We start from the raw sequence: 14,147 nt of genomic DNA on the forward strand, positions 1-14,147 counted from the left end.
TTACTCCTGCACCAACTCGGGGGTCTGCTCTGCTAGGCCTTCAGCGTCATCACCTGACAGATTGAAGGCCGGGTCATTAGCATCGATTGCCGCAATATAGCGCGGAATGTCTTGGATATTGGTGATCGGCAATGCCATCGCCAGGGCTGGGGAAATGCGGAACTCATTTTCCAGCTCGGTCCCAGTGAGCAAACGCAAGGCTTGCAGACGGGTAATCGCAGCATCGCAGGACTCGGCGAAGCGCTTGTCATCGCGGTCGGTAGCTTGGCGGTGTTCTGCCAAGACCTCGTGCATACCTGCACGCGAGATCACGGCGTCACTTCCACTGCCCGAATGCTGTTCGAGCAGCAGACGCAGCCGCAAAGCCAGCAGTGTTTCATCACGCTTCAGCGGGCGCCGCGGAGCGATAGGAGAGGTATGGACCTGTTCGATCTGCACCGGGGTGAGCATGGCGATTTTGCGGTCCATATCAAGGCTCAATGCCAAGAAAATTTCAGCGAAGTAATCGCTGATGCTCTGTTGCTGATCCAGCAATAGCTGCCATGCAGCGGCATCCACAGAACCATCAAGGTAGGGGCCGCGCAGCAACCTGACCAGTAGCTGGCGAAGCGGCAACGTGAATGTTCCGGTGTCGCCGTCAAACAGTGGTTCGGTGATCGGTGCGGCATATGAATCGCTCTTGGTCATAGCGGCTCCTTCGTAAAGCTTAATGCGGGCAGTATGGCGGTTCGCATGGAACCATCGAGTTGTTGGAAATCGATGTTCAGCAGTTCGCTTTCGTTCAACGATTCGCCGTTGGTGCGCCCGATTTCCACCAGAGCGCGAATGGTATTCAAATGCCGGTGCTCGGCATCCAGAGTTTCAAAGACGGCATCCAACCTAATCGCACCGGAGCCGGAGCAATTCAGGTTCCGAGTGATGGATTCACGCAGCAACGGCAGATCTGCCTGGGGAGTGGACGGATTACGTACGATATCCGCTTCGCTGAATTCCGGGGCTTGCGCCAGGGGTGGGGGAGCCACGTGCTCTGAGGGGTCGTAAATGCCCAGACCGGTAAGGGTGACAAACTGCGGGGCGAAAAGCTCCATAGGGGTTAATCCGCTTCGTGGCTTGAGGCTAGCGGACTTGCTGATCGCCAGTTCAGCTTCACGCACTGCTTGCCGCAGCAGCTCTGCTTGCTTGTAATCCTCGGACTGTACGAATGCGTGTAATGATTCGGAGAGCTTGCCATACGAAGCATGGACTTCAGCTGCCTGGCGCCGCAGTTCACGCAACAGATTCGTGAGGATTTGGCGTTCTGGAGTCTCCAGATCATCTACGAAGTCGCGTTCGAGAACTTCGGCCAATGCGGCACGGAAACGCTGCTGCGCGTCGGGAGAATTCAGGAATTCAGTAAATCCGCTGAAGGTTTCACCTTCGGCGGTGGAACGCAATTGACGATCTGCTTCAAGAACTTGGCCCACAGCTACGCCTTTGGCGGTGGAAGCGTCCAGAATGCCTTCTCGCAAAGAGTGGAGCATATCTTGGACGCCATCGCGCATGCGGCGGAAATCCGCCGGCAAGCTGGACGCCAGATCCAGTACGGAGCGGGTCGCCGATAAGGCTGTGGTGCGTGAAAGCACAGCAGGATCATCCCCGCTGCGGAGCTGATCGATTTGGGCCTGGCGCAATGCGATTTGGGATTCGAGGGCGCGAATACGCGCTTCGGGGTCCGGGTCTGTCTCGTGCGCGAGGGACTCTAGCGAAGAGAGTAAAGTGTTCAGGCGCGATGAGTTCAGGTGCGAATCATCGGTGGAAAAATCGGCGAGGAAACGCAGGGTGCGCAAAGTTTGCGCGCTCGGTTCATAGATGAACCGGCCATCGATCAGCGGGCGCGCCAGGATTCCTTGTTTTACCCATGTCTCGGCGAAGTCCTGCGCCGAGTATGAGGACGGAATCTGGTCATCGCTTTTACGTGCTTGCTTTAAGAAAGAATCCAACGAGGCATGGAACAGTTCCAATGCGACTCGGGAACGATCTGCGGTGAATTCTGCACGAATGAATGCCAACGCCCATGGTTGTGCGGTCAGAAGCCGATACGCTGCCGAGCTTTTGAACTGCTGGGACTGAAGCCACAAACTATTCGCGCGGTGCGAGGGCTGCATGTACTTCCTTGATCTTTGAGACGCGTAACCAATCAATTCTAAATCATTGGGCTCTGTTCAAAATGTGAGCTCCCTAAACGTTGAATGTAAGACGCAGCTCCCGCCAGAGAAGTCATCGCAAAGGCTGTTGCCCGAAGCACTTCCTGTGTAGTGTCGAAATTACTAGATGACAACACGTTTTCCACCGGATTAGATAGTTCCGTGGAGGTCACGGAGGTCGAGGGTAATGAGGAATCTACGACTAGCAATTGCTCTCGGGTTGACGCTCAGCGTTGCTGGATGCAGTGCAGCAGAAGATTCATCGAACCCGGCGCCGGATCCTGCTGCCGTCCAAAAGGCCGAGCAAGAAAAGGCGCGCGTAGAGAACGTGAAAGCTGAGATTAATCGGCTAGCAGATGGATATGACTACGACGGCGCAATCAGACTTGCGAAGAAGGATAGTTCCAAAGCACTGAACCAGATGGTCGGCGGTCTCGAAGATGAGAAAGAGCAAGTTTCAGCTTGGGAGGATCCAGATCAGATACCCCATCTGTTCTTCCACTCGCTGGTAGTTGATCCCGAAAGAGCTTTTGACGACGGAAGCAGTTCCCAGGGATACGCAAACTATATGGTGACTCAAAAGGAATTTACGGCCATTCTGGAGTCGTTGTATGCGCGTGACTATGTGCTGGTCAATCCGGAAGATTTTGCCTCCGTTGATGACGACGGGAAGATGGAATATCGAGACATCATGCTTCCCAAGGACAAGAAGCCGTTGGTCCTGTCCGTCGATGACCTGAGCTATTACGAATACATGGAAAATGATGGATTCGCGAGCAAACTAGTGCTGGATGGCGATGGGACGGTCCGCAACGAATACGTGGATGCCCAGGGTGAAACGCAGATCGGTGCTTTTGATGTCACCACGATGGTCGATGACTTCATTGCCGAACATCCAGATTTCACCTATCGCGATGCCCGTGGCCTTATTGCAATGACTGGTTATAACGGTGTGTTTGGCTACCGCACTTCCGCTAGCCAATACCCGGAGAGTAAAACTCTGAAAGCTGACCAAAAGGATGCCAAGGAAATTGCCGAAGCAATGAAGGACAGCGGTTGGGTATTCGCATCTCATTCGTGGGGTCATATCGCCACCGGTACAGTCAGCATGGGCCGGCTAGAACGGGATACGAAGCTGTGGAAGGACGAAGTGCAGCCGCTCGTGGGAAAAACAATGCACTACATCTATCCCTTCGGCTCGGATATTGCCCAGACCCAGAGCTACTCCGGGGCCCGCTATGAGTTTTTCAAAGACCAGGGATTCAAGTACTTCTACGGCATCGATGGGACCATTCGCTCATGGATGCAGCAAGGCGATAACTACCAGCGGCAGATGCGAATCAATGTTGACGGATTGCAGATGGCCAAAGAACAACGCGGTGACCGTCCCGTCCTTGAAACGTTCTTCAACGTCCAGGACGTGATTGATCCAGCCAGAAAATGACTGGACCAACCGGCCTGCAAATCACAATGCCATGAATGCACCTAGCTGTGAGAGTGTCGATGGGTTCGAAGGCAAGTAGTCGGTGAGCGCCTCACTGCGCACAATGATGGCTTTCCATTGGCCTCGCGAAATCGCGACGTTAACGCGATTGCGGTTCAGCAGGAATTCGATGCCACGCGACGCGTCGGCGGCACTGGAGCATGCCATGGTGACCAGCACGATGGGCGCCTCCTGCCCTTGGAACTTATCGACGGTTCCCACCTTGACTGAGGACAGCCCTTCGGCTTCGAGCACCTCGCGCACCAAATTCACCTGGGCGTTGTAGGCGGCAACCACCAGAATGTCGGCAACGGTTAGAGGGCGCGCGGGCTTGCCTGCGCCGGGGCTCCACATCATGCCCAAATGTTCGCGAACCAAACGGACAATAGTTTCGGCTTCTTGCGGACTGCTGACCGTATTGCCCCGATGCTCAACGAATACCGTCTCGACCCCGGCCGGTGTACCTTCGAGCAACCGCAACCCGGCAGCATCTGCCGAGAATAGCTGATGGTCGTAGCTCAAAGCGGAAACTTTGGCACAAAGAGCTGGGTGCATTCGCCAAGAAGCTGCCAAGAAGTAGCCCAGCTCGCCGGGCAGTACCGGTTCGCCGCCGGAGAGCCAGCCCAGCGCCGATTCATCGACTGGCTGCGGATGAGTGCCCTGAGTGACTTGTGGCAATTGCTGGGGATCGCCGAGCAGGAGCAAATTGCGGGCTGCTCGCGAAACGGCCAGTGTATTGGCCAATGAGAACTGCCCGGCCTCATCAATGACCAATAAATCAAGGCTGCCTTCGGGAACCTTCGATCCGGTGAGGGTCCATGCAGTACCACCGATGAGCGCCCCGTCAGCAGAGCCCAGGACTTCAGACAAGGAATCCTTAGAAGTACCAGACCACGGAACAGGGTCATCATGTTTGACTTCTTTGGCTACGACATCCGGATCGACACCTGCCTCGACCGCCTTGCGTAAAACGTTCTCAACGACCGCGTGCGATTGGGCCACCACACCAATCTTCCAACCGTGCTCAATGAGCTCTCGGATCACATGCGAAGCGACGAAGGTCTTTCCGGTGCCCGGAGGCCCCTGCACGGCAAGATAAGAATTATCCAAGTCTTTCAACGTTTGGACCACAGCAGGATAGATCTGCGCCTGCCCATCGACAAGGGACGGCTCAACCGGGGCCGACAGGGTTTTCAAGCGCGGCGGAATACGTCGCAGGATGTCGATTCCTGAACGTTCTGGCAGGACCGGCACGGTGGCACCGACCCGTTGGGCGATCTCCTTGAGCGCGGCATCGATGCTCATCGTCGCCAACGGCTTATCTGGTGTCAACGCACAGGGAAGCGCACCATATTCAGGGATCTTGGCACTGGATTTTTCTGCGATGGTAATCCAGCCTTCGCCCAGCTCAACGACGGTGGCGTTGAAGGCGCCGCCGCGCACCGAGTCGTCGACTTCCATGCCCTCGGGCAACGGAGCATCGAACATGGCGAATACCGAGGAGCCGGGGGAGAGCAAGGAGCCTTCGGCCAGCGTTCCATTCAACCTGGTCACGCGGGTGTAAGTACGGGCACGAGCAGTGGCCTTGTGCCAATCTTCAAGAATTTCTCCGGTGTCCACAATGAACACGCCTCGGACATCGCTCCAATCATCCATCGGCACGGACAACCGATCAAAGTGTTCCCACCAGAACTGTTTCTTTTCACGACGGTTGTAGCCGGTTGCCGCAGCAACCATGGCGATTGCGCGGTCATCGTCGCTTAGCGCCTGGCCATGGGGAAGATCCGCAAGATAGTTTTGCAGGCGAAGTTCTTCGGGTGTGGGCTCATATTCCTCGCCTGCTGCGGGAGGTTCGGGCATATCCGCCAGCGTCCCGGGGGCTTCATCGCTGAGCGAAAGCAGCCAATCACGCAAGCGCAGGGTGGAAAGGCAGTCGTATTCGTTGTAATCGGCAATCGATTCAAGGATGGCCTCGGCCGCAGCAGGATCCGGTGAATTGCGGGCCTGCATGTACTGGGCGTAAGCAACCACCGAGGCCCCGGCATCGGTGACGTCGCCGGAACGAAGATGCTCTCCCATATACAGCGGTTCGAGCTTCTTGATGGAGTAGGAACGGGTCGAAACCACCAAAGCATTGCGCACAGTCTCGTAGAGATCAACGAGCAAGTTTTCCCGCAGCCACTGATCAACCTCGTCTTCGCCAGCAATGTGCACCTGCGAAAGTTTGCGCAAGGCAGTTTTCTCATAGGGGGCGTAGTGGTACACCTTCATATGGGGGAACCGCTGCCGGCGCTCTTCAACATAGGCGATGAAATCCAAGAACGCTTGGCGTTCTTCTGAACGGCTATGGGCCCAGAACGGTTTGAATACCGGCTCATTGGTGTCATATTCGATGACGCCGAAGAGGTACTCCAGCCCCCACGAACCGTCGGAAGGATCCTGATATAGCGGATCCCCCTCAAAATCGAAGAAGATATCGCCTTGATCTGGACGTGGCAATGACGAGATGGGTTTTTCGTTTTTCACCCGGTAGGAGACGCCTTGGACGCTGCCATCTGTTTTGGCCAGGCCCAATTGCATTTTTGCCTGCTCGGTGACACGTTGCAGGGATGTGCCTGGTTCAGCTTCCAGCTGCGCGAGCTGATCAATGGTGTAGATGCCACGGGTCCGGAGTTTTTCGCGCTGCACCATCGACATTCCTGCGACCAGCAACAGATCACGGGTCGCCAGGGATTGCTCTTCGCAGAAATCGCAGCGACCGCATAAGCGCAGGGCATCGGAATTCCACTGGGCCGGCTGATCTCCTGCAAGGTGGTTGCGCACCATCTTCAAGAAACGCTCACGCTGGGCGCGGAAGACTGGGAGCACCTCGTCGACCCGATGCACCGAATGTGTGCCGTCGCCCAGTACAAGGGTTGCTGAAGAGGATACGGGTAGGCCTTCGGCCAGCATTTGGTCTGCGTAGGCCGCGATCTGGAGCAAGGCACTGACCCGAGCATGGCGTGCAAGCTTGGTATCCCAAACGGCCCAGGTGCCATCCTGGTCGCGGACCAAGAAGTCAGCAAAACCAAGGAATTTTCCGTCAAAGAACGTGGCCTGGAAAATGACGTCGGCACCGCTGCGAAGCACCTTCATGGTCTCTTCATGGGCGGCCCGAAGCCCAGCTTGGGACATCTTTGGGCGGTCCGTGAATTGCTTGACTCCCGTTCCGGCTATCGGATCATATTCGCCGTAGGTAGCTATCAGTCCTTTGAGGACGTTCTGCTCATGAGCATCACCGAGCGCCGCAGTGCGTTCCAGCATTTCGTCTCGTACCCCATCGGGCCGGGGGCGTCGGCCGAGTTTCACGTCCAGAAGGTAAAGCGATTGGTAATTGCAGTCAACAGAGATGGACAGGTCACTGGCAGAGAAGATGAACTTATCCTCTAAAAAGAACACGGGGCCTGAGCCTTTCGTTGACTTGATTCTTACCTAGTCAACGTAGCACCAGACCCCGACAGATTCACTGTTCCCGCTTAGGAGAGCTCCTCTTGATTTTTGTCAGAACCACCGAGCAGAAGTGAAAGGATGGCAACGCCAGCGGTCACCGAGTTCACGGCCGGCCATGCACCTATTTTCTTGGCTAGCGGATGGGACGCACCGAAGCCACCGAGGTAGGCGCTGATCAAGGCGATGGCTTTTGTCGTTCCAGCGTCTTTCTTCCATAGCAGGAAGGCACCGGTACCAGCTGTGCCGAGCACTACAGCGGCTAGCGGACGCTTCTTGGTGGCGCGACCGGTTGCGTATCCGCCCAGCAGGCCGGTGACGGCCAGAGCGGTTGAAGCGATGCGAGACATGGGACTCCTTCAGAGATATTGCGAAGTATTTCTCTTTGCAGACTATGCCCAGCACCTGTGATGTTTCCAAGAAAATCGGGACATGTACTCACCAGTCGCAGGGGAAGCAATGGAGCTTGCAAGAATGAGTACTACCGAAGGCCACTAAGGAGACAAGCATGAATCTGGATATTGCCCAGGCTTGGGAGCGGCTCTCGCAGCCGGTGAACGTGGCTTTGACACAGTGGCAGTGGTTGATCGTCGCGCTCGTGATTCTGCTGTTGGTGGTGCCGCGGCCGATGTGGCGCATTACCGGGTTGTACAGCACCCTGGTTCATGAGCTCGGCCATATCGTTGCGGCCCTGTTCACCGGAAGATACGTTGCCGGGTTGCGGTTGGGGTGGGACCATTCGGGCGAAGTGCGCAGTGTTGGCCGAGGCAAGCTCTCTGTGATCATCTCGGGGGTCTTCGGATATCCAGCGCCATTGTGGGTTTCAGCCGTGATGTTCTGGGGGATTGCTTCTGGCTATGCCGGGCGGGCACTAGGGATTTATGCGTTGCTGTTCCTCGTTGCACTGATCTTTGTGCGCAACTGGCCAGCATTTGTTGTTTGCATTATCAGCGCAGTAGTTGCGTTGTCGGTGGTTTTCTATGCACCTGTCGAGGCGTACCTCTACCTTGCTTTACTCATTGCCGGTTTCTTGCTGCTGGCCGGTCTGAAAGATTTCGTGAAGCTGCTTTCGGTGCACATCTGGCGGCGTCGGGATCTCGCGCAGTCCGACGCGTATTTGATCGCAGAGGCGACCGGAACCTTTGCTACGTTGTGGCTCTTGGCGATTAGTTCCTTGGGCGCGGGCGGTCTGCTGTGGGCAATGCTGAGCCTATTTAGACTCTTCTGAGTTCCTGCGTAGAACGCGTTTGCCGTTCAACCGACCAGCAGTCCACGCTGCCACGGCGACCAGCCCCATTGGAAGCAGTTTGGTCTTTCGCTTTGGCCCTGAAACAGGGTCCATCTCCATATCTTCGAGCGGATCCCCGCCGTGGTTGATGCGGACTTCCTGCGCGTGGACAAGATCCTTATATGCCGCCAATTCCTGCTTGGCAATCAAAGTGTCGTCGCGTAGCGGAAGCAGGACATCATCGACCGCCTGGGCACCGGTACGCAGCTGGCGCAAACGGATGAATTCAATATCGACCGATGCACCAAGGAGCAACGCGATATTACTGATCCAGCAAGCCAAAACCAGGATGATCACGCCACCGATGGTTCCATAGGTAGCCGAGTAACTGGCGAACTGTGAGACATAAATACCGAATCCAAAGACCGACAGCCCCAGGATTACCAAAGCCGTCAGGGTGCCAGGTGAAAACCAGCGGAATTTCCTAGGTTTGACGTTGGGAGTGAAGTAATACAGCAACGCTAGAACCAGCAACAGCATGATGAGCAGGATCGGTGGTTTCGCGATGTTGAGCATGAGGACGAAACCGTCACCCAAACCAAAAATGTTGCCGATTCCTCGTGCCACAGAGCCAGAAGCCAGCACGAGCACTAAGGTGACGACGGCAACGAGCATGATCAGCACGGTAATCAGGAACATCTGTGGGCGGCGCTTCCACTGCGGGCGGCCTTCGGGGGCACCATATAGCCGGTTCAGTGCGCGGCTAAATGCAGTGACGTATCCAGAAGTGCTCCACAGGGCACCGAGCGAACCAGCGAGAATTGTCCAGAACGTGCCGCCAGCTTGAGAGGCCAAGCCTTCGAGCAATTGTTCGGCAGTGTCGAGCAGCTGTTGCGAGTCGCCACCGGACGATTGTCCGCTTGCGCCAAGGCTTTGCTCGAGCAACTCCATAATCCACTTGGTGCCGCTTTCGCTGGCGCCGGCCAATGCCAGAAGCGAGATCAAAGCCAGCAAACCGGGGAACATGGCAAGAACCATGAAATAGGAAAGGGAAGCGGCTACATCTAGTCCGTCGTTGCGAAAGAATTCCCGCAATGCTCGGGGATAACAGTTCAGAGATTCCTTGAAGCGGTCTTTGGTCTTGCCGTTTTGATTTGGCATTGAGTTCCCCTGTCTGACTGATGAAATCAAACCTACAGCCCTAGCTTTATGAAACACATTACCGAAGGACAATTCAGTTGACAGGGTGTGTGAACCTTGCGGTGTGTTCATCGTCGGGAAAATTCTGGAACGGTGGTTGCGCCATGGAACTTCTCGCCCGAAAATATGGCGCAGATGCTCTGGAAAACTTTGTCTCCAAAGCGCGAACTCGGGACTTATAGGGAGCGCAAAGGCATCCTCAAAGGAGCTGAATACAGCCCGTGAGTGGATTGAAAGCTATATCACAAAGTTCTGACCATTATCCACTTTTGAAAAGTAACATTTTTGCTACTTGATGTGGGGGTGAGGACGGATTCGGGGACTGATTTAAAAATTTTTTCCGACCGATTGACCTGTGTTTACGGGGTTTCTGGGCGTTCCCTGAGTTGCGAGGGGGCTGGGGTGGTGGGTTATGGTCTTTCATAACGTTTCGATAACACTCGCAGTGTTATGGGGAAACAGGTACTGCCGGGACTTCCAAACCGCTCACCAGGGCAGTATTTAATCAAAGTCGAAATGCGACGCTGAGCGGTGCACGAAGATGGTCTAGGAAGACTTGAGCGCGGGAAGAGCACTGGAGAATCATGATCCAGCAGAAGACCAAAAACTTGATCCGTCGCGGTGGAGCCTCGCTGGCCGCCGTTGCAGTTGCAGGCACCGCAATCGTGGCCGCTTCCGCACCAGCAAACGCTGCAAGCACCTGGGACAAACTGGCTCAGTGCGAGTCCGGTGGTAACTGGTCAATCAACACCGGCAATGGCTACTACGGTGGCCTGCAGTTCTCGCTGGCTACCTGGAAGGGCTTTGGCGGTTCGGGCATGCCACACCAGGCATCGAAGGCAGAGCAGATTCGCATTGCAACCAAGGTCCAGGCCTCTCAGGGCTGGGGCGCATGGCCAGCATGTACTGCGAAGCTGGGCATTAGCGGTTCCCCTTCGGGCTCCTCGACTCCGCAGAAGCAGGCTCCTAAGCAGCAGGCCGCTCCGAAGCAGCAGGCAGCACCAAAGCAGGCAGCACCAAAGCAGGCTGCACCAAAGCAGGCTGCACCAAAGCAGGCTGCACCTAAGCAGCAGGCTCCTGTCCAGAAGCAGGCTCCAAAGCAGCAGGCAGCTCCTAAGCATGCTGCTCCAGCACCAAAGGCGCCAGTGTTCAACATTGACGTAACCGATTCGGGCAAGGACTACACCGTCAAGTCTGGCGATACCCTGGCCAAGATTGCTGACCAGCTTGGTGTCAAGGACTGGCGTGGCCTGTTCGTCTTGAATGATGACCAGCTGGCCAACCCAGACTTGATCATGGTTGGACAGACTCTGAACGTTCCATCGAACTAATTTCGCAGAGCTTCAGGAAACCCGCAGTGCTTCAAATTGAAGCACCGCGGGTTTCCTGCTCTTAAAAGCTGCCTATATATAGGTGAGATCTTCACGGTAGTAGGCTTGGCGCATGTTCTCAGCAGATGATGAGCGCCAGTCAGTAGAGAGCATCCTGGGAACTGGGTTCTATGATCACCAGTTGCTCGGGATGGGGGATCTCGACTCCGTATCCGGCCCACCAGTTTGGTGGGGCGGTCCGTTGAACGTGGAGAGGCTCGCCGCCGGCTCGGTGAGCTTGGTTTGCGCGGCGCTCGACGCCCTGGCTGGCGCGGAGCTAAAACTAGCTTCATCGACTCCAAGCATCGGTGCTGCTTTCGGATCCTCAAGCCACCTGCGCATTGAGGGGCAGAGGACGCAGGGCTTCGCGCAATATTCGGGATTCTATCGGTGCATGGATGGCTGGATCAGAACCCACGCCAATTATCCTCATCATGAGCGCGCACTTCTAACAGCGTTGGGCATGGCTTCAGGATCCGGGATCGAGGATGTGCTCAGGCATCTTGGTGCCAGGGAAGCCCAGGAACGTATTGTTTCGGCCGGTGGTATCGCCGCTGTGGTCCGATCCCGTCAACAGTGGCTCAATTCAGCAGAAGGCAGTGAGTCCGGCCGTGGGCCTTGGGCGCAATTCAGCTTGCGTGAGGCAAGTTCAACGTCGTCGTGGACATATGGCCAGCGGACAGAGATGCCGCTTCAAGGACTGAAAATCTTGGACCTTACCCGAGTGATCGCAGGGCCGACTGCAAGCAGAACACTTGCCGCCTTCGGGGCGCAGGTTTTGCGCTTGGACGCACCCCAGCTTCCGGAGCTTGCTTGGCAGCATGTGGATACCGGCTTCGGCAAGCGCAGTACGCTCCTAGATTTGAAAAGCGCACCCGGGCAAGCACGGCTCCATGAGCTGCTGGGAGAAGCCGACGCGCTGATCTTGGGGTATCGGCCGGGTGCGCTGGCCCGTGCAGGGCTTGGGCTGGATGAATTGCGTGAACGGTACCCGGATTTGATCGTGGCTGAACTAAGCGCATGGGGCTTCGAAGGCTCGTGGGCGCAGCGGCGCGGGTTCGACAGCATTGTGCAGGCCGCAACCGGTATTTCGCAGGCTTGCAGTGATGCCGGGCATCGCCCCGGTGCTCTTCCCGTGCAGGCGCTTGACCATGCCACTGGGTATGGGCTGGCCGCGGCGGTCATTGCCTTGGTGCGTGCACGTCGTGTCCAGCGGCAAACTGGTTCGGTGCGCTTCTCTCTAGCGCGCACAGCCGATGCCCTGTTTGCCTTTGACGCTCCGCACCCGCCCGTGCAGTCTTTGGGCGAGGTGCAGCTGCGGCGGATGAGCAGTTCCTATGGCGAACTTGAATACGTCGGTCCACCGTTCAGCGTTGCTGGTCGAGAGCTGGACTTTGCCAAGCCGCCGCCGGTGTATGGACAAGATGAGCCAGTCTGGAACTAGCTGTCCAGAAGCGAACGGGCAAACGCCGATGCTGGTTCTTGCAGGGCCTCGGATAATGCCATGAAGCGCTCGCGGCTTTCGGCGCCGGGCCACTGTGCCGGCAGCATGAACTCGGGCAACCCGGGATCCAGGTAGGGCAGGGCCCGCCATGAGTCGATCATGGTGACGTAGCCCCGGTAGGCGTTGGGCGGGGCGATGTCCTGGGCATCCACGGCTGCAGTATTTTCCAGGAACGCTTCATGCAGCGCGGCGAGGCGCTGGAGATCCCACCATGCTCCGGCAGCCTGTTGCGGCGTCCCCGGGAAATGCGGTTGCTGAGCGGTAAAAAGCGTCGCATGGTCCCTGGCACCCAGGGCGCTGAGCACCGCTGTTACTTCTGCTCGCAGGTACTCCGGGAAAATCCAGAGCCCGGCTGAAGCCATGCCTCCGCCCAGCTGCAAGAAATGCTTGCGTATTTGATGGCGCAGAGAACGCAAGGCCTCGGGCAGCGAATAGGCCACCAGGCACCACGGGTCGGTTCCTGACATTTGCCGCGGGGTGAATATTCTTCGGGCCCCACGCTCGAACATCTGTTGCGCTGCGTGTGGAACGTGCAAGCTGGAAGCCTGCGAGGCTTCCAGCACCTGGCGATCGATCAGCCGCGAGATCGCAGTTTGCGCTGCTGGGACCGAAACTCCGGCGGCATGAGCCAGCTCCACGATCTGGGTGCGGGCCACGCCAGCTGCCTCATGTCGTACATAGAGACCGGTAATCGTGCGGATAATCGAGGTCGCACTTCCGGTGCGGGCCTCGAAATCATCGAGGCTCAGTGCCGAGAGGGAAGTATTACTTGCCAATTTCGGTACGCACCGCGAACAACTCGGGGAAGAAGGTCAGGTCCAGGGCGCGCTTGAGGAAGTCGACGCCCGAAGAGCCTCCGGTGCCTCGCTTGAAGCCAATGGTGCGCTGCACAACGCGCATGTGGCGGAAACGCCAGGCCTGGAAGTTATCCTCGACGTCCACCAAGTCCTCGCAGGCCTGGTAGAAGCCCCAGCGGGTGTCCTCGGATTCGTAGATGTCCTTGAATACCGGGACCAGCGCTTCTTGGAATGCCCATGGCTTGGTCACGTCGCGGGAGAGCACTTCTTCGGGTATGGCGTAGCCGTGGCGGGCCAACGCGGCGAGGAAGACGTCGTACAGTCCTGGCTCGTGAAGCAACTTGGTCAGTACCTCGTGGGCCTTTGGGTCTGCTTCGTGGACCTTGAGCATGCCTTCGTGCTTGTTGCCCAGAATGAATTCGACGGCGCGGTACTGGAAGGACTGGAATCCGGAAGAAGAGCCGAGGAAGTCGCGGAACTGCGCGTATTCGCGAGGGGTCAATGTTGCCAGTACGGACCACTGTTCGGTGAGGGTCTTTTGGATGTGCTTGACACGAGCAAGGCATTTCAGCGCCTTGCCGAAATCGTCGACCTCCAGCAGGCGGCGGGCCTCCAGGAGTTCGTGGAGCATGAGCTTCAGCCACAGTTCGCTGGTCTGGTGCTGGATAATGAACAGCATTTCATCGTGATGCTCGGGAACGCTGACCGGGTGCTGTGCTGACAGGATGCGATCCAGGTCGAGGTAGCTGCCGTAGGACATGGTGTTTTTGAAATCCGTGCGGACACCGTCTTCAATGTCGCGCTGATTCTCGGTCTGTGGCTGGTGATTGCTCATAGGCAGAGAATATCAATAAAGTTGCGACCGTCATAATAGTGAAAATCTGTTCTGGGGCTCG

At 56.8% G+C, this 14,147-nt stretch carries 11 protein-coding genes; 4 read left to right on the forward strand and 7 right to left on the reverse strand.

Features of this window, described 5'->3' with window-relative positions:
* Positions 1 to 687 (reverse strand): DUF4194 domain-containing protein, encoded by a 687-nt coding sequence (locus AARI_RS03535; RefSeq protein WP_013347983.1) that lies wholly within the window; start codon positions 685 to 687, stop codon positions 1 to 3.
* Entirely contained in the window at positions 684 to 2,144 is a 1,461-nt protein-coding gene (locus tag AARI_RS03540; RefSeq protein WP_013347984.1) for a DUF3375 domain-containing protein, read from the reverse strand. The genes AARI_RS03535 and AARI_RS03540 overlap by 4 nt, the downstream gene beginning before the upstream one ends.
* Positions 2,145 to 2,403: 259 nt before the next feature.
* Here AARI_RS03540 and AARI_RS03545 point away from each other — a divergent pair, with 259 nt between their 5' ends.
* The gene (locus tag AARI_RS03545; RefSeq protein ID WP_102598459.1) at positions 2,404 to 3,627 is read left to right on the forward strand and encodes a polysaccharide deacetylase family protein; all 1,224 of its coding nucleotides are present in this window, start codon (positions 2,404 to 2,406) and stop codon (positions 3,625 to 3,627) included.
* A 21-nt stretch (positions 3,628 to 3,648) separates the two neighbouring features.
* Here the strand turns inward: AARI_RS03545 and AARI_RS03550 are convergent, their stop codons facing one another.
* Together AARI_RS03550 and AARI_RS03555 are read right to left on the reverse strand one after the other, a co-directional pair.
* Entirely contained in the window at positions 3,649 to 7,104 is a 3,456-nt protein-coding gene (locus AARI_RS03550; RefSeq protein WP_013347986.1) for a TM0106 family RecB-like putative nuclease, read from the reverse strand.
* Positions 7,105 to 7,181: 77 nt separating this feature from the next.
* On the reverse strand, positions 7,182 to 7,502 hold the full coding sequence (locus tag AARI_RS03555; RefSeq protein ID WP_013347987.1) for a hypothetical protein: 321 nt from the start codon (positions 7,500 to 7,502) through the stop codon (positions 7,182 to 7,184).
* 158 nt (positions 7,503 to 7,660) lie between these two features.
* Between AARI_RS03555 and AARI_RS03560 the strand changes: the two genes are divergently transcribed.
* Complete coding sequence (locus AARI_RS03560) at positions 7,661 to 8,380, forward strand: M50 family metallopeptidase (RefSeq protein ID WP_013347988.1); 720 nt, start codon at positions 7,661 to 7,663, stop codon at positions 8,378 to 8,380.
* On the opposite strand, the gene AARI_RS03565 is transcribed toward AARI_RS03560, so the two are convergent.
* Positions 8,363 to 9,541, reverse strand: coding sequence for a YihY/virulence factor BrkB family protein (locus AARI_RS03565; RefSeq protein ID WP_013347989.1), 1,179 nt, complete (start codon positions 9,539 to 9,541; stop codon positions 8,363 to 8,365). The genes AARI_RS03560 and AARI_RS03565 overlap by 18 nt on opposite strands.
* Before the next feature lie 623 nt (positions 9,542 to 10,164).
* Here AARI_RS03565 and rpf point away from each other — a divergent pair.
* Positions 10,165 to 10,911, forward strand: coding sequence for a resuscitation-promoting factor Rpf (gene rpf / locus AARI_RS03570; RefSeq protein WP_013347990.1), 747 nt, complete (start codon positions 10,165 to 10,167; stop codon positions 10,909 to 10,911).
* A gap of 112 nt (positions 10,912 to 11,023) precedes the next feature.
* Positions 11,024 to 12,394, forward strand: coding sequence for a CoA transferase (locus tag AARI_RS18915; RefSeq protein ID WP_013347991.1), 1,371 nt, complete (start codon positions 11,024 to 11,026; stop codon positions 12,392 to 12,394).
* On the opposite strand, the gene AARI_RS03580 is transcribed toward AARI_RS18915, so the two are convergent.
* Both AARI_RS03580 and kynA read right to left on the reverse strand, forming a co-directional pair.
* Positions 12,391 to 13,230, reverse strand: coding sequence for a PaaX family transcriptional regulator (locus AARI_RS03580; RefSeq protein WP_013347992.1), 840 nt, complete (start codon positions 13,228 to 13,230; stop codon positions 12,391 to 12,393). The two genes, AARI_RS18915 and AARI_RS03580, sit on opposite strands and share 4 nt — an antisense overlap.
* A complete protein-coding gene (gene kynA, locus AARI_RS03585; RefSeq protein ID WP_013347993.1) occupies positions 13,220 to 14,086 on the reverse strand; it encodes a tryptophan 2,3-dioxygenase in 867 nt (288 codons plus the stop codon). Before kynA ends, AARI_RS03580 begins: the two co-directional genes overlap by 11 nt.
* Between the last annotated feature and the right edge of the window lie 61 nt (positions 14,087 to 14,147).

Origin of the sequence: Glutamicibacter arilaitensis Re117 (genome assembly GCF_000197735.1) — a bacterium.
Classification (GTDB): domain Bacteria; phylum Actinomycetota; class Actinomycetes; order Actinomycetales; family Micrococcaceae; genus Glutamicibacter; species Glutamicibacter arilaitensis.

Excerpts from the sequence above, each read along its gene's own strand:
- AARI_RS03535 (WP_013347983.1), bottom strand. The coding sequence starts at position 687 with ATGACCAAGAGCGATTCATATGCCGCACCGATCACCGAACCACTGTTT.
- AARI_RS03540 (WP_013347984.1), bottom strand. The coding sequence starts at position 2,144 with ATGCAGCCCTCGCACCGCGCGAATAGTTTGTGGCTTCAGTCCCAGCAG.
- AARI_RS03555 (WP_013347987.1), bottom strand. The coding sequence starts at position 7,502 with ATGTCTCGCATCGCTTCAACCGCTCTGGCCGTCACCGGCCTGCTGGGC.
- AARI_RS03560 (WP_013347988.1), top strand. The coding sequence starts at position 7,661 with ATGAATCTGGATATTGCCCAGGCTTGGGAGCGGCTCTCGCAGCCGGTG.
- AARI_RS03565 (WP_013347989.1), bottom strand. The coding sequence starts at position 9,541 with ATGCCAAATCAAAACGGCAAGACCAAAGACCGCTTCAAGGAATCTCTG.
- rpf (WP_013347990.1), top strand. The coding sequence starts at position 10,165 with ATGATCCAGCAGAAGACCAAAAACTTGATCCGTCGCGGTGGAGCCTCG.
- AARI_RS18915 (WP_013347991.1), top strand. The coding sequence starts at position 11,024 with ATGTTCTCAGCAGATGATGAGCGCCAGTCAGTAGAGAGCATCCTGGGA.
- kynA (WP_013347993.1), bottom strand. The coding sequence starts at position 14,086 with ATGAGCAATCACCAGCCACAGACCGAGAATCAGCGCGACATTGAAGAC.